Origin of the sequence: Streptomyces sp. NPDC058240, assembly GCF_042882135.1 — a bacterium.
In the GTDB taxonomy this organism is placed as follows: Bacteria; Actinomycetota; Actinomycetes; order Streptomycetales; family Streptomycetaceae; genus Streptomyces.
The window spans coordinates 953,826-969,385 of the sequence record NZ_JBHVWT010000001.1 but is presented as its reverse complement, the minus strand read 5'-3'; the positions used below and the strand labels follow the sequence as shown (position 1 = coordinate 969,385).

Here is a 15,560-nt window from a genome sequence, read left to right as displayed (position 1 = left end):
CCGGAGAGGGATCCTGCCTCCGTGTCCGGCCGTGGAGGTACACCCCGTCAGGAGAACGTGACGCTCACGCCCGATGTGTCACGTTCGCAAGCACCCCCACCCCGTCGGCCGTCCAGGGACCGCCGCATCCCGGACCCGCGTGGTCTTCAGCATTTGCAGCGTGCGGCGGGCAACGCGGCCGTGTCGCGTCTGGTCGCGCAGCGGTATACGGCGCCGGTGAAGCCGCCTCCGGCCCAGGCCCCCGGCTTTCGCAAGGTCAAGGCGGATGTGGCGGCGAAGAAGGTCCGCCTGGCCCATCACGCTCCCGCCGCCACCGAGTCGAAGTCGGCGCAGGACGCGGCCGTCGCACCCCCCGACGACAAGGAGGCGCAGGGCAAGGCGGCGAACGCGGAGAAGATGAACGCCGCGAAGCCGGGTGAGTTCAACAAGCAGGCGTTCATCGATGCGGTGAACAAGGCGATCGACGCGCAGGCGCCGAAGAATCTCGACGACGCCGACAAGTTCTCGAAGTCCGGTAAGGCGGACAAGATCAAGGGTGAGGTCGACGGGAAGGTCAAGGACGGGAAGGAGTCCTCGGCCAAGGACATCGACACGGCGACCAAGGCCCCGCCGGACACATCGGCGGCCAAGGAAAAACCCGTCACCCCGATGTCCCCCGACCAGGCACCCGCCAACCCCGGCGCCCCGTCGCCGGCGGATGCCACTCCAGCCCAACAGCCCGCCTCCGTCACGGACTTCTCCGAAGGCCCGGCCGCCAACGACCAGGCGATGGCGGACGCCGAGGTCACCGAGGACCAGCTCGCCAAGGGCAACGAACCGGAATTCAACGAGGCCCTCTCCGCGAAGAAGACCGCCGAGACGGACTCCGCGAAGGCCCCCGCCAAGGGCAAGGCGGCCGAAGCCCAACAACTGAGCACCGCCCAGGCCGGGGCGGCGGCCTCCGGCGCCCAGGCCATGACCGCCCTGACCGCGACCCGAACTTCGGCGGGCAAACAGGTCGACGGCGGCAAGGGCGAGACGAAGTCGAAGGACGAGAAGAAGCGCGCCGAGGTAACGGCGAAGCTGCAGAAGGTCTACGACGGTACGAAGAAGGACGTCGAGGAGACCTTGTCCGGGCTGGACAAGAAGGTCGACGACAAGTTCACCTCGGGCGAGAAGGCGGCCCGGGATGCGTTCACCGCGGACCACAAGCGCCGGATGAAGGCGTACAAGGACAAGCGGTACTCGAGTTGGACCGGCAAGGCGCGCTGGGTCAAGGACAAGTTCGCGGGCCTGCCCAAGGAGGCCAACAACCTCTACCAGGAGGCCCGCAAGCTCTACGTAGCGAAGATGCAGGGCGTCATCTCGTCCGTGGCCGACATCATCGGTGCGGAGCTCGGGAAGGCGAAGGCCCGCATCGCGAAGGGCCGCACCGAACTCAAGGCCGAGGTCGACAAACTCCCCGCCGATCTCAAGCAGTTCGGGGAGGACGCGGCGAAGGACTTCGCGGGGAAGTTCGACGACCTCGAAGCCACCGTCAACGAGAAGTCCGAGCAGCTCGTCCAGGATCTCGCGCAGAAGTACACCGCCGCGCTGAACAAGGTCGACGAGGAGATCAAAAAGCTCCAGGAAGCCAACAAGGGCCTGATCGACAAGGCGAAGGACGCGATCGTCGGCGTCATCAAGACGATCAACGAGCTGAAGAACCTCCTGCTCGGCATCCTCGCCAAGGCCGCCTCCGCCATCATGAAGATCATCAAGGACCCCATCGGGTTCCTCGGCAACCTTGTACGCGCGGTCGGCGCCGGGCTCCAGCTCTTCGTCACCAACATCGCCGAACACCTCAAGACCGGCGTCGTGTCCTGGCTGCTGGGCACCGCCGTCAAAGCCGGCCTCGAACTCCCGCAGAAGTTCGACCTCAAGGGCATCATCCAGCTCATCGGCTCCCTCCTCGGCCTGAGCTGGGCCAACATCCGCGCCCGCATCACCCGCAAAGGCATCCCCGACCAGGCCCTGACCGCCGTCGAACAGTCCGTCCCCGTCGCCAAGAAACTCGCCGCCGAGGGCCCCGCAGGCGCCGTCAAGGAAATCGAGTCCGAGGCCGGCGACCTCAAGGCCACCATCCTCGAAAAACTCACCAGCTACCTGATCCCCACCGTCATCATCGCCGGGATCACCTGGATCATCTCCCTCCTCAACCCCGCCTCCGCCTTCGTCCGCGCGGTCAAGGGAATCATCGACATCGTCACGTTCATCGTGAACCAGGGCGCCCAGATCGTCGAATTCGTCAACGCCGTCCTCGACGCGGTCATAGCCATCGCCAACGGCGGCTCGGCAGGCGTTCCGAAGATGGTCGAAGCGGCCCTCGCCGCCAGCGTCCCCCTCCTCATCGGCTTCCTCGCCTCACTCCTCGGCATCGGCTCCCTCGCCAACAAGGTCAAATCCGTCTTCCACGCCGTCGCCAAACCCGTCAACCGGGCCATCGACAAAATCGCCAACTTCATCGCCAAAAAAGGCAAAGACCTCTGGAACAAACTCAAAGGCAAGGGCAAAGACGGGAAGGACGACAAGCAGCCGGACGGTCGAACCGACGCGCAGAAGAAGCGGGATCTCGACGCCGGTCTGGATGAGGCCGAGGCCCTGGTCAAACGGGATGTGACCGAACGCGACGTGCGCCGTCAGTTCCCGGATATCAAGCGGCGCCACCGGATGACCGAGCTGACGCTGACGGTTGAACCGGACCCGGGAGGCGAACAGCTCTACAGCATCGATGGAGCCGTCAATCCGCGTGCCAAGAGGACCGGGAAGACGGACGGCCCGAAGAGGGGGGACCATGTATTCGCCCTCGGGCTGGCGGGGACGCTGGGAGAAATCCAAGCGATCGCGACCGCCGGTCCGCAGCCACAGATTCAGAATGCAAAGAAGGGTCGCTTGATAACGTCTCTGGAGGGCGCCCGTAGTGCGGCGAAGGAGATTCCAGAAATCGTCGTCCGGAAAGGTGGTTCCAGCGAGGAAGGCGGGGATGCTCATTCTCAGGCCTACGGAATGCGGTCCCGTCAAGCGGTTTTCGCTATGACGTCACTGGTTCATGGCCTTGACCAATACTATGCAGAGTTCGTCGGGGAGGATGAATCCCGGCGCGAAGAAGATTCCCTGCGCAAGGCGCGAGGCCTTGAGACGTCCGCCGTTCACGCGCGGTTCGCGGTGGAACGGTGGCTGGAGCAGGTGGTGGACAGGGATTCGGTTCCCCTCCTTTCTTCAGGCCAGAGGGCTCAATTCCTCGATGGGGAGGACAAGCTCGAAGAGATCCGTCAAATCCTCGTCGTGGCCTGTGAAAGAACGTTTCCAGGGGTGCCGCAGGGGTGGCCGAGAAGCGGGGTGGGGTCGCGGAACCGCCCGCGTAACTGAGCCGCTCAGAACCCGATTCGTAGCACGTCGTCGTCGCCCGCGACGTCCGAAGCCTCGTGGAGGAATTCCAGGTAGGCGCGGTAGGTGGGCCCATAGGCTGCCCTCGCGGTGCGCACGCGTGCCTCCCTGGAGGCATCGTCCGCCACGATTGCCTCGTGCACCACGGCGCGGTAGTCGGTCAGCTTGGCCGATGCTGTGTCGGCGCTGTCCACCACCGCGGTGGGCCCCTGCGTACGGAGCGAGGCCTCCGCAGGCCCGAAGGCTTCGACCGGTTCGTTCCAGAGCAGCCGCGCCTCGGCGAGGAACTGCGCCGCTTCCCGCTGGGTCGTTCCGACGGCCAGCGCGGCCTGGACGCCTGCCTTGCGGCACAGGTCGAGTCGCTCCTTGAACTGCGCGGCGTACGCCAGGTATGCGACCTTGCGTGAGGCGCGGTCCACGCGTTCGGATTCGGCGTCCATCCGGCCAGCCTCCTACATCGCGGCTGTGCTGTCAGGAGGGCGTCGCCGTACGGCCGACAGGAACGCCGGCGCGGCGACGGCGACCCGCTGAGGCCGCTCGGCCGGGTCGAGCAGGGACGTCATGGGGTGCGGAGTCGGGGGACGGAGACGGCCTCGACCGTGCCGGACGGATTTCGGGGGCCGTCTCCGTACCGTCGTCGTTCACTTCGCCCCGTGGCACTCCCGGTAAGCCCGCCCCGATCCGCACCAGCAGGCCGCGCTGCGGGCCGGGGGCCAGGGGACTGCCCGGCCGCGGGCGGCCAGGGTGGTGGCGTACTGGGGGAGGAGGTCCGGGTCGGTCGGGGACGCGGCCTCCGAGGCGGCGAAGGCCTCGTACGACGGGACCGTGCCGGTCACGATGCCGAGGTTCGGGGTGCCGGCCTGGTGGAGGTCGCGGAGTGAGGCCTCCAGGCGGGCCAGGTGCTCGGGGTGGGAGGGGTATTCGTTGCGCAGGTCCGGGTAGGCGGTGAGGAGTTCGGCGAGCTCGGTGGCCGGCCAGTGCAGCACCGCGACCGGGAACGGCCGGGACAGTGCCGTGCGGTACGTGCCCAACTCGGCGCGGAGGCGGGTGATCTCGGCCCGGAGCTCGCCCGGGTCCGAGGAGCCCAGCGACCACAGGCGCTTCGGGTCGTGGAGCTCGTCCAGCGGGACGTCGGCGGTGTGGAGGGTGTCGGCCAGCTCGTCCCAGGCGTCGTGGTCGACGCCCATCAGCCTGCGTACCCGGTGGCGGCCGAACAGCAGCGACTGAGTGGCATACGGGACTTCCTCGCCCGGCGTCAGGAGCAGCGTCAGCGCGGTCGAGAAGTAGTCGTGGGCGGCTTCCAGCTCGTCGTGGGCTTCGAGGGTCTCCGCCGCGATCTCCCAGGGCCCGGGGTCGAGCGGGCCCGCGGCACGGATGCCTTCGATGATCGCGCGGGCCTCCGCCTCGTGTCCGTACTCCCACAGGTTGGCCGCGTTCAGGGCCTTGACCAGGTGGGGGTGATCGAGGTCGGGGGAGCCGAGGAGCTCGTCGTAGAGGGTGGTGGCGCGGGCGCGGTCGCCGGCGAGTTCCAGATGGGCCGCGGCCTGGAGGAGCAGCGGCTCACGGTCCTCGGGGTACCGCGCCGCGGCGCGCAGCAGGCGCTCGGCTTCGGTGGTGTGGTCGGCAGGCGTGTCGGGGCGCATGAACCACACCGTACTGCTGTACGGCTCCGGGGCGGAGGGTTGTTCCAGGCCTGGAGACTTACGGGCCATGGGCCTATCGTGCGGGCCGTGCGGGAGCGGATACCGGTTGTGGTGCAGCGGAACTCGCGAGGGCGGCGGGTCGCCGCGCGCGGGCTCTGGACGGGTGCCGAGCTGGTGGTGACCCTCGGCGTCGTCCTGTTGTTGCTCGTTGTTCATCAGCTGTGGTGGACCAACCGGCAGGCCCGCGCCGGAGCCGAGCACCAGGTGCGGGCCCTTCAGCGGGAGTGGGGGGAAGAGCGTGGGGGAGCGGGAGCAGTGCCCGACGATGATTCCGACGGTGATGCCGGGGACGGGGTCGGCAAGACGGGCGGGGCCGGGGGTTCCGGTGGCCGGTCGGCCGGGAGCGGCACCGCGCACTCCGCGCCCCGCTGGGACCAGGCGTACGCCGTCATCCGCATCCCGCGGCTCGGGCTGGTCGCCCCCGTCGCCCAGGGCATCAGCAAGAGCGGCGTCCTCGACAAGGGGTACGTCGGGCACTACCCGCGCACCGCGCAGCCCGGCCGGGCCGGGAACTTCGCGCTCGCCGGACACCGCAACACCCACGGTGAGCCCTTCAGATACATCAACCGGCTGCGGCGCGGGGACCGCATCGACGTCGAGACCCGGGACGCCGTGTACACGTACACCGTCGACCGGACGCTCGCGCGGACGAGCGCACGCGACAGCGGTGTCATCGCCGCCGTCCCGCGCAGCAACGTGAAGCCGTACGCCGGGTACGCCGAGGCCGGTTCCTATGTGACGCTCACTACCTGCACGCCCGAATTCACCTCCCGGTACCGGCTTGTCGTATGGGGAAAACTCATGGATGTCCGGTCGCGGTAGCGGCGTCGCACTAAGGTTCCCTCACGTGCTCAGACGACGTCCGCAGTTGTTGTGGTTGCTGGTCCCCTACGTGCTGTACCTGGGGATGCTGCCGCTCGTGAACCGGGTCCACCCGGTGGTTCTCGGGCTGCCGTTCCTCTTCGTGTGGCTGCTCGGGGCGACCCTGCTGACCCCCGTCGCCGTATGGCTGACCCGGCGGGGGGACCGCCGGTGAACGCCACGGTCGCGACCTCCGTCTTCGGGGTCTTCATGGTCGCCACCGTCGCCCTCGGGCTGCTCGCGACGCGTGGGCGGCGCAAGGGGAACGGCGAGGGCGGCGGGCTCGCGGAATGGTCCGTGGGCGGACGCAGCCTCGGGACGGTGTTCATCTGGGTGCTGATGGCCGGCGAGGGCTACACCAGCTTCAGCTACCTGGGCGCCGCGGGATGGGGCTACAACTACGGGGCGCCGGTGCTCTACGTGGTGGCGTACATGTCCTGCGGGTACGCCATCGGCTACGTCGTCGGGCCGATGCTCTGGGCGTACGCGCGCAAGCACGGGCTCGTCGGGATCACCGACATGGTGGCGCACCGCTTCGGACGGCCCTGGCTCGGTGCGCTCGTCGCCGTCCTCGCGACCGTCTTCCTGCTGCCGTACATCCAGCTCCAGATCACCGGCATGGGTGTGGTCGTCTCGACCATCTCCTACGGTGCCATCGGCCTGAACCAGGCCTACTTCATAGCCTTCGCCGTCACCACCGGTTTCGTCGTGGTGAGCGGGCTGCGGGGCAGCGCCTGGGTGTCCGTGCTCAAGGACGTCCTGGTGATCGCCACGCTCGGCTTCCTGGCCTTCTACGTGCCGATGCACTACTTCGACGGGTACGGGCCCTTCCTCGACCGGCTCGTCACCGAGAAGAGCGAGTGGCTGACCTTCCCCGGGCACGGGGACAGCGGGCTCGGACAGGCCTGGTTCATCACCACCTCGTTCCTCAACTCGCTCACCGTGGTGATCTTCCCGACGACCGTCGCGGGCTACCTCGGCGCGAAGAACGCCGACGTGCTGCGCCGCAACGCGATGCTGCTGCCCGCCTACAACGTGCTGCTCTTCGTGCCGATGCTGCTCGGCATGGCGGCCCTCTTCGTCGTGCCGGGGCTCGTCGGCGCCGAGTCCAACCTGGCGCTCTTCCAGCTCGTCGTGGACTCGCTGCCCGCCTGGGCGGTCGGCGTCATCGGTGTGGCGGCGGCGCTGTCCTCGATCGTGCCGATGGCCGTCTTCATGCTGGTCATCGGCACGATGTGGGGGCGCAGCGTGCTCTCGCTCGTACCGCGCCTGGAGCGACGGCAGAAGGGCGCGGCGCAGGTGGTCGTCGTGATCGCGGGGAGCCTGGCGCTGCTGCTCACGTACACCGCTCCCAACACCCTGGTGCGGCTTTCCCTCATTTCGTACGAGGGGATGGCGCAGCTGCTTCCCATGGTGCTGCTGGGGCTGATGTGGCGGCGACTGACCCTGCTCGGGGCGATGAGCGGTCTCGTCGTCGGCGTGGGCGTGGTGTGCGGGTTCGTGTTCACGGAGAACGATCCGGTGTGGGGGGTGAACGCGGGCATCGTGGCGCTCGGCGCCAACCTCCTCGTCGCGCTCGCCGTGACGTACGCGGGGCCGTGCGAGCGCGACGACCGGCCGGACGACGAGGTGCTCGCGCGGGACGAGATCCGGCCCCCGGAACAGCAGGCGGAACCCGACGGCGTTCCCTCGGGAACGGGCCACTGACCGACGCCGGGCGGGCCGGCGCGCCGGACCCATCGTGTATAACGGCTGGAGAGCATCAGGCGCGCGCGTGTGCGAACGAACACGGGCGCACGAGCCCGGTCGAACGGCCGGACGGCCGACCGGCCGCGAAGGGGAAGAGGGGAGGGGCCGATGAACGGCGACACGAGCCGTCTGCGCAATGGCCTCGCCCGGCTGCTCCGCCCCGCCGGACTGCTGCTCTTCCTCATCACCGAAGTCCTCCTCGCCGAGGGCGGCAGCCTGTCCGCCGCGGTCGCGCTCGCCGCGACCGCCGCCGCCGGCTCCGCACTCGCCGTCGCCTCGCTCATCAGCGCCCGCTGCGCCGCCCCGGTGCCCCGCACCCGGGTCCGCACCGCCATCCGCGACCGGGAGAAACGCACCGCGTTCCTGCCGCAGCGGGACCCTGACGCCAAGGGGCGCAGACGCCCCCGAGCCCCCGGCCGCGCCCTTCCGACGGCCGCGTAGGGGCTCGCAGCAGCAACCACCCCAGCAGGTGCCCCCGTAGGTGCGCCATGGGCGCCCCGCGCGGTTCGTCATGCCGAGTCCGTTCTTCCTCCCGGCACGACGAGACCCCCCGGAGGGCTCACCCATGTCCGTCTTCATGTCCGCATTCGCCGGCCTGGTCGGCGCGCTGGCCGACGCGCTGCACCCGCTGTTCCAGACCGCGTCCACCGCCGCCGCCATCGTGCTGTTCACCGCACTCGTACGGCTCGCCGTGCACCCCCTGTCGCGGGCCGCGGCGCGGGGGCAGAAGGCCCGCACCCGGCTCCAGCCGCAGATCACCGAACTGCGCAAGAAGCACGGCAAGAACCCCGAGCGCATGCAGAAGGCGCTCATGGAACTGCACAAGGAGGAGAAGGTCTCGCCGCTCTCCGGCTGCCTGCCCAGCCTGTTGCAGATGCCCGCCTTCTTCCTGCTCTACCACCTCTTCTCCAGCCAGAAGATCGGCGGCGACCCCAACGAGCTGCTCGGCCACCAGCTTCTCGACGCCCCGCTCGGCGAGCGCTGGCACGACGCGCTCGCGCACGGCGGGCTGTTCGGCGCGCAGGGCGTGGTCTATCTCGGCCTGTTCGCGATCGTCGCCGCCGTGGCCACGTTCAACTTCCGGCGTACGAAGCGGCAGATGGCCGCCAACCCCGTCACCCCGGCCGCCGGCCCCGACGGACAGCCGGTGCCCGGCATGGGCGCGATGACGAAGCTGATGCCGCTGATGTCCTTCGCCACCCTCTTCACCGTGTCCGTCGTACCGCTCGCCGCCGCGCTGTACGTCGTCACGAGCACCACCTGGACCGCGATCGAGCGGGCCGCCCTCTACCGCGACATGCCGGCCGCCGGAACCGCCATGGCCACCGCGGCGTGATCGGGGCGGCGAGTGCGCCGGTCCAGTACGTGAACAGGGTCTTGCGGAGTGATCGGACGTCTTGGACGATCGGACAAGCCTGCGATGGCCGCCACCCATCCGACGGGCCCGATCACGACCAAGGAGAGACAGACCGTTGAAGCTGCTTCGTGTGGGTACGGCAGGCGCGGAACGACCGGCGCTGCTGGATGAGAACGGAACCCTGCGCGACCTGTCGGGAGTCGTCACCGACATCGACAGCGCCCTGCTCGCCGACGAGTCGGCGCTCGCCCGGGTACGGGCCGCCGCGGCTGCGCCCGGCGAGCTGCCCGAGCTCGACGCCGAGGGGTTGCGGGTCGGGCCGCCGCTCGCCCGGATCGGCAAGATCGTGTGCATCGGGCTGAACTACCACGACCACGCCACCGAGACCGGTGCGGCGATCCCCACCGAGCCGATCCTGTTCTTCAAGGCGCCGGACACCGTCGTCGGGCCCGACGACACGGTGCTGGTGCCGCGCGGCAGCGTCAAGACCGACTGGGAGGTCGAGCTCGCGGTCGTCATCGGGCGCACCGCCCGCTACCTGGAATCCGCCGAGGAGGGGCTGGCGCACGTCGCCGGATACGCGACCGCGCACGACGTCTCCGAGCGCGAGTTCCAGATCGAGCGCGGGGGCACCTGGGACAAGGGCAAGAACTGCGAGACGTTCAACCCGCTGGGGCCGTGGCTGGTGACGGCGGACGAGATCGCCGACCCGCAGGCGCTGCCGCTGAAGCTCTGGGTCAACGGTGAGCTGAAGCAGGACGGCACGACGGCCGACCAGATCTTCCCGGTGGGCGAGGTGGTCCGGTACCTGAGCCACTTCATGACGCTGTACCCGGGCGATGTGATCAACACCGGGACGCCGGCCGGGGTCGCCCTCGGCCGGCCCGAGCCCAAGCCGTATCTGCGGGCCGGGGACGTCGTGGAGCTGGAGATCGCCGGGCTGGGGCGGCAGCGGCAGGAGCTCAAGGACGCGTAGCGCGGTGGCCGGGGCGGGGAGGCCGCCGGGTGTGTCCGGCAGCCGCCCCGCCCCTCGACGCGTCTCTCCCTACGCGTCTTTCCCTACGCGTCGAGCGTCGTCGCGAACTGCTCCAGCGCCTCGACCACCATGGCGTGGTCCTCCGCCTGGGGCAGGCCCGAGACCGTGACCGAGCCGATCACGCCCGCGCCCTCGACCGCGATGGGGAACGAGCCGCCGTGCGCGGCATAGACGCTCGGGTTCAGCCGCGAGGAGTCGTCGAAGGTCGTCCCCTTCGCCCGGAACCGCGTTCCGACCAGGTACGAACTCTCGCCGTACCGTTCCACGACCTTGCGCTTGCGGTCGATCCAGGCGTCGTTGTCCGCGCTCGACCCCGGCAGCGCGGCATGGAACATCTGCTGTGCGCCGCGGCGGATGTCGATCGCGACCGGGGCGTGCCGTTTCCGGGCCATCGAGACGAGCAGGTCGCCGAGCGCGTACGCGTCGTCGTAACTGAAATGCGGCAGCGTCAGTCGGCGCTCCTGGGCGATGAGCTCGGAGATGGTCGGAGCGTCGGGGCTCATACGGGCTGCTCCTCTGTATCGGTGGAGGCGGAAGCTGCACTGGTCGAAGCCGCACCGGCGGAGGCGGAGAGCTTCACGGTGACGCCCTCGTGGGCCGAGCGGCGGGCCGCTTCCAGAACATCCAGCGCCGCCGCGGCCTGCAGGGCGTTCACCGGATTCTCGCCTTTTCCGCGCAGCGCGTCGGCGACCGCCGCGTAGTACGCGGGATAGTCGCCCGGCAGCGTGCGGACCGGGGTGCCGCCGCCGGTCAGCGGGGACTCGCCCGAACCGATCCGGCCCCACAGCTCCTCGGGCTCCTCGCCCCACGGCCGGTCCGCCGTCGGACGCACGCCCGCGCGCAGCTCGGCCTCCTGCGGATCGAGGCCGTACTTCACATAGCCGGCGGTCCGGCCGAGTACCCGGAAGCGCGGGCCGAGCTGGGCCGTCGTGGCGCTGACGTACAGATGCGAGCGGACCCCGTTCACATGGGTGATCGCAAGGAACGTGTCGTCGTCGGCGGCGGCGCCGGGGCGGCGAACGTCGGACTCCGCGTACACCAGCGCCGCCGGCCCGAACAGGGTGAGCGCCTGGTCGACGACATGGCTGCCCAGGTCGTACAGCAGCCCGCCGATCTCCTGCGGGTCGCCCGACTCGCGCCAGCCGCCCTTCGGCTGCGGGCGCCACCGCTCGAAGCGGGACTCGAAGCGCTGTACCTCGCCCAGCTCGCCGTCCGCGACCAGGCGGGCGAGGGTGAGGAAGTCGTTGTCCCAGCGGCGGTTCTGGAAGACCGAGAGCAGCAGCCCGCGCTCCTCGGCGAGGGCCGCGAGCCCACGCGCCTCGGCCGCCGTACCGGCGATCGGCTTGTCCACGACGACCGGCAGACCGGCCTCCAGCGCGGCGGTCGCGATCGGGACATGGGTCTTGTTCGGCGAGGCGATCACGATCAGATCGAGTGCGTCCGCGCGCTCCCACAGCTCCTGCGGCGACGCGGCGAACCGTACGCCGGGGAACTCGGCGCGCGCCTGCGCCCGCCGCTCCTCGTCCGAGGTGACGACCGTGTCGAGGACGAGGCCGTCGGTCGCGGCGATCAGCGGAGCGTGGAAGACGGAACCCGCCAGGCCGTAGCCGACGAGTCCGACGCGCAGGGGGGTGTCGGACGGTCCGGGCGTCTCGTGAGTCGCGTTGCCAGTCATGCCTGCCACTTAAGCAACGCTGTTGCCATAGTGCAAGCGACAGGGACAATGGGGTGGTGAACAGGAGCAATAGCGGCGCGAACCTGCCGACGCTGCGCAGCCACAACGCCGCGCTGGTGCTGGATCTGCTGCGGGTGGCGGGCGCGCGCGGCATCAGCAGGCTCGAACTCGCCGAGCGCACGGGGCTCACGCCACAGGCCGTCAGCAAGATCACCGCCCGGCTGCGGGCCGAGGGCCTGGCCGCCGAGGCGGGCCACCGGGCGTCCACCGGAGGCAAGCCGCGCACCGTGCTGCGGCTGGTGCCGGACGCCGGGTACGCGATCGGCCTGCACCTGGATCGCGACGAACTGACGGCGGTGCTCGTCGACCTGTCCGGCACGGTCGCCGCGAGCCGCACCGCCCCGCTGGACCTCGGCGCCCCGGCGGACCAGGTGCTCGCGGCGGCGACGGACGCGGTGACGGCGGTACGGGGCGGGGGCGCGGGACCGGGGGACCGGCAGGTGCTCGGGGTCGGCGTCGCGGTGCCGGGCCCGCTCGACCACCGGGGCGGGGTGCTGCACCGCGTCACCGGGTTTCCGCAGTGGGACGGCTATCCGTTGCGGGACGCGCTCGCCGTACGGACCGGGCTGCCCGTCGTCGTCGACAAGGACACCAACGCCGCCGCCCTCGGGCTCGCCCTGCGGCCGGCGGGCGGCGGTGACTTCGCGTATCTGCACCTCGGGACCGGGCTCGGCGCCGGGCTGGTCCTCGGCGGGGCGCTGCATCGCGGGGCCCGTACCGCGGCCGGTGAGTTCGGGCACCAGACCGTCCAGCTGGACGGGCCGGTCTGTGGCTGCGGCGGGCGCGGCTGCATCGAGGCGCTCTGCCTGGCCGCGGTCGCCCGGGGCGATGTGGCGGAGGCCGCCCGGGTGCTGGGGACCGGCGCCGCCAACCTCGTGGGACTGCTCGACATCGACCGGGTGGTGCTCGGCGGACGTACGGTGGCGGCCGATCCCGACGCCTACGTACGGGGCGTCCGCGCCGTGATCGACGCGCGCGCCGGGCTGGGCGGTATCGACGCGCCGGTGCCGGTCGTCGCCGCCGGGGGAGGGGACCGGCCGGTCACGGACGGAGCCGCCCAGCTGGTCCTGGCCCCCTTGTTCGGGCGGGCCGGCGGCGCGGACGGGGCGTGAGCGGCGGGCGGGGCCGGCCGGCGGGCCGAGCGGAGGCGCGGGCGCGGGCGGCTGGGCCGATCCAGCGGATTCCGGCGGCCGGCCGGGCGGCCGGTCGGCATGTCGGCGCCGGCCGCCTCGCGCGTGCGTGGCAGCGTCGCGGCCCAGAACCGGTGAACTCCGGCGCTCGGGGTGAGCCGACCGTTTCGCGAGCAGCGAAGGATGATCCCCCCGATGCCCCCCACCCCGACCCCGGCCCCCACCCCGGCGGGCGCGTCTTCCGGGCCCGCCTCACCAGCCGGTTCCGCGACCGGTTCCGCGACCGGCTCCACGCCGGGCCGAGTACTCGGTTCGATGTCCGGCCGCGTCGCCGACCCCGTCCCCACCGCATTGCCCGGCCGCGCCGCCGCCCCCGTGCCCACCGCAATGCCCGGGACCGCGTCGGCCCTGGCGTCCTTCCCCGCCACCAGTCCCACGTCCGTCCCCGTGACCACGGCCGCGTCCATCCCCGTGACCACGGCCGCGTCCATCCCCGTGTTCGCCGCCCCGGCGCGTCCTCCCTCGCCCTCGCCCCCGCTGCCCCCCGGGCGGAGCCGGCACGGATTCGCGCTCGGGCTGGTCGCGGCGAGCGTCGTCCTCGGCGGCACGTCCGTCGCGCCCGCCTCCGCCGCGTCCTCGGCCACCCCGGTCTCGTCGCCCGGCTCCACCACCGCCGACCAGCAGCCCACCTGCGGTGATCCGGCGGCGAAGGACTTCCCCATCAGCACCCGCATCCACGGCGGCCCGGACACGTACGCGTCCGGCGGCGGCTACGGAACCTGGTTCCTGGACCTGACCAACACCACCACCGAGTCGTGCCGGGCCATCCACCCGGTGCTCGTCCTCACCGACGAGGACCGGAAGCTGACCTCCGACCAGATCCAGCTGAAGTTCCACGAGCAGGCCCGCCCCGGCACGGAGCACCGCGTCACCTGGGAGACCACCGACCGGGACGAGCACATCGGCGTCTTCGGTGGCGTGGGCGGCGACTCCTTCGGCGGTTTCACCGTCCCGGCGGGCCGCACCATCACCATCCAGGTCAGGATGGCGTTCACCTCCGACACCAGTCCGGGCCGGATCACCGTCAACGCCGCTGTCGTCCAGCGGCAGCGCGTGGTGAGCGGCACGGCCGGCAAGGCGGGCAAGGACGACGGGGCCTGGGTCGGCGAGTCCGAGGACTACCCCTTCACCGTCGTCGACGACAGCGACGGAGGTGAGACGGCCGAGACCGGCGAGACCGCCGAGACCGGTGAGACGGCCGAGACCGGTGAGGTCGGCGGCACCGGGGACACTCCGCGCGAGGACCTGCCGGACGGAACCCGGCCCACCACCGACGGCACCGGCACCACCGGCACCATCGACGGCACCACCGACGGCACCGGCACCACCGACGGCACCACCGGCACCACCGACGGCACCGACATCACCGACACCACCGACGGCACCCGGCGGCCGGCCGAGCCCGGCCGGACCCCGGCGGAGAGCGGTCGCCCGGAACTGGCCGCGACCGGCGCGGGGATCATCCCGGCGCCCGGCCTCACCGTCACCGGGCTCCTGATCGGCGGCGGGGCGATGGTGGTCCGGGCCCGGCGGCTGCGTCGCGCACACCCCTGAACCGCCTGTTCCGCGCCCGGACGTTCACAGATGTTCATGTCCGTCTGCCACCATCGGGCCGTGGACTACCCGCACGACCAGGCACCTGGCGCACCCATCCGTTCCGGCATCCCGGAGCACGGCCGTATTCCCAAGTACTACGCCGTCAAGGCTCATGTCTCCGTCCTCATAGAGGAGTTGGGCGAGGGCGGCATGCTGCCCACCGAACGCGATCTCGCCGAACGCTACGAGGTCTCGCGCGAGACGGTGCGCCAGGCGCTGCGTGAACTCCTGCTGGAGGGACGGCTCGCCCGCCAGGGGCGCGGCACCGTCGTGGCGGGTCCCAAGCTGGAACAGCCGCTCTCGCTGGCGAGTTACACGGAAGGCGTACGCCGCCAGGGCCGTACGCCGGGCCGCCACCTCATCGGCCTGGAGCGCTTCCCCTGCCCCGACGCGCTCGCCGTCGACATCGGGGTGGAGCGCGGAGAGCCGGTCTGGCACCTGGAGCGGGTGCTGCTCGCCGACGACGACCGGGTCGGCCTGGAGAGCACCTACGTCTCCGTCGCCCGGGTACCGGATCTGGACACGGAGTTCGACCCCGACTCGTCCTTCTACGCCTACCTCCGCGACCGGCTCGGGATCCCCTTCGGTGATGCCGACGAGCGGATCGAGACGGTGCTCGCGACGCCGCGCGAGGCGCTGCTCATCGGTACGCCGCCCGCGCTGCCCATGCTGCTGATCCACCGCATCTCGCGTGACCTGGCCGGGAAGCCGCTGGAGCGCGTACGGACCCTCTACCGCGGCGACCGATTCTCCTTCACCGCGCACCTGGGCCCGCAGGACGGCCACTGAACGACCGCCCCGGGGCCGCCTCCGGAGATCGACTCATCACGATAACGAGAACGTAACGGGTCTAGGCCAAGCTTGGGGCCCAGTTCACCCTCCCGTTGCCGTGCGGATCCGTACGGGCCACCCGCCCCGAGGAGCGTAG

General features: G+C 70.9%; 14 protein-coding genes. 10 read left to right on the top strand and 4 right to left on the bottom strand.

Annotated features, from left to right (window positions below; genetic code table 11):
* The first annotated feature begins 216 nt into the window (after positions 1-216).
* Complete coding sequence (locus ACFVX4_RS04345; protein ID WP_389971755.1) at positions 217-3,387, top strand: hypothetical protein; 3,171 nt, start codon at positions 217-219, stop codon at positions 3,385-3,387.
* Between the two features lie 5 nt (positions 3,388-3,392).
* Here the strand turns inward: ACFVX4_RS04345 and ACFVX4_RS04340 are convergent, their stop codons facing one another.
* A complete protein-coding gene (locus tag ACFVX4_RS04340) occupies positions 3,393-3,845 on the bottom strand; it encodes a hypothetical protein (protein WP_389971753.1) in 453 nt (150 codons plus the stop codon).
* A gap of 201 nt (positions 3,846-4,046) precedes the next feature.
* Positions 4,047-5,048, bottom strand: a complete 1,002-nt coding sequence (locus ACFVX4_RS04335) for an SEC-C metal-binding domain-containing protein (RefSeq protein ID WP_389972104.1) — start codon at positions 5,046-5,048, stop codon at positions 4,047-4,049.
* Between the two features lie 78 nt (positions 5,049-5,126).
* On the opposite strand from ACFVX4_RS04335, the gene ACFVX4_RS04330 reads away from it, so the two are divergent.
* The 6 genes from ACFVX4_RS04330 to ACFVX4_RS04305 all read left to right on the top strand — a co-directional run bounded on the left by ACFVX4_RS04330 (position 5,127) and on the right by ACFVX4_RS04305 (position 10,051).
* Positions 5,127-5,930 carry a class E sortase gene (locus ACFVX4_RS04330; protein ID WP_389971751.1) on the top strand — a complete coding sequence of 268 codons (804 nt, stop codon included), beginning with the start codon at positions 5,127-5,129 and terminating at the stop codon, positions 5,928-5,930.
* Positions 5,931-5,985: 55 nt separating this feature from the next.
* Positions 5,986-6,144, top strand: coding sequence for a DUF3311 domain-containing protein (locus ACFVX4_RS04325; protein ID WP_389972102.1), 159 nt, complete (start codon positions 5,986-5,988; stop codon positions 6,142-6,144).
* Positions 6,141-7,676, top strand: coding sequence for a sodium:solute symporter (locus ACFVX4_RS04320; protein WP_389971749.1), 1,536 nt, complete (start codon positions 6,141-6,143; stop codon positions 7,674-7,676). Before ACFVX4_RS04325 ends, ACFVX4_RS04320 begins: the two co-directional genes overlap by 4 nt.
* 150 nt (positions 7,677-7,826) lie before the next feature.
* On the top strand, positions 7,827-8,159 hold the full coding sequence (locus ACFVX4_RS04315; protein ID WP_266418778.1) for a DUF6412 domain-containing protein: 333 nt from the start codon (positions 7,827-7,829) through the stop codon (positions 8,157-8,159).
* Positions 8,160-8,283: 124 nt separating this feature from the next.
* A complete protein-coding gene (locus ACFVX4_RS04310; RefSeq protein ID WP_389971746.1) occupies positions 8,284-9,054 on the top strand; it encodes a YidC/Oxa1 family membrane protein insertase in 771 nt (256 codons plus the stop codon).
* Between the two features lie 136 nt (positions 9,055-9,190).
* Entirely contained in the window at positions 9,191-10,051 is an 861-nt protein-coding gene (locus ACFVX4_RS04305) for a fumarylacetoacetate hydrolase family protein (RefSeq protein WP_389971744.1), read from the top strand.
* Positions 10,052-10,134: 83 nt separating this feature from the next.
* Here the strand turns inward: ACFVX4_RS04305 and ACFVX4_RS04300 are convergent, their stop codons facing one another.
* A complete protein-coding gene (locus ACFVX4_RS04300; protein WP_389971742.1) occupies positions 10,135-10,614 on the bottom strand; it encodes a heme-degrading domain-containing protein in 480 nt (159 codons plus the stop codon).
* Positions 10,611-11,786: a Gfo/Idh/MocA family oxidoreductase gene (locus ACFVX4_RS04295; protein ID WP_389971740.1), complete on the bottom strand. Its 1,176-nt coding sequence runs from the start codon at positions 11,784-11,786 to the stop codon at positions 10,611-10,613. The genes ACFVX4_RS04300 and ACFVX4_RS04295 overlap by 4 nt, the downstream gene beginning before the upstream one ends.
* A gap of 56 nt (positions 11,787-11,842) precedes the next feature.
* On the opposite strand from ACFVX4_RS04295, the gene ACFVX4_RS04290 reads away from it, so the two are divergent.
* The 3 genes from ACFVX4_RS04290 (at position 11,843) to ACFVX4_RS04280 (ending at position 15,421) form a co-directional block, all read left to right on the top strand.
* A complete protein-coding gene (locus ACFVX4_RS04290) occupies positions 11,843-12,958 on the top strand; it encodes an ROK family protein (RefSeq protein ID WP_389971738.1) in 1,116 nt (371 codons plus the stop codon).
* A gap of 213 nt (positions 12,959-13,171) precedes the next feature.
* Positions 13,172-14,590 carry a hypothetical protein gene (locus ACFVX4_RS04285; RefSeq protein WP_389971736.1) on the top strand — a complete coding sequence of 473 codons (1,419 nt, stop codon included), beginning with the start codon at positions 13,172-13,174 and terminating at the stop codon, positions 14,588-14,590.
* A 60-nt stretch (positions 14,591-14,650) separates the two neighbouring features.
* Positions 14,651-15,421, top strand: a complete 771-nt coding sequence (locus ACFVX4_RS04280; protein WP_389971734.1) for a GntR family transcriptional regulator — start codon at positions 14,651-14,653, stop codon at positions 15,419-15,421.
* The last annotated feature ends 139 nt before the right edge of the window (positions 15,422-15,560 follow it).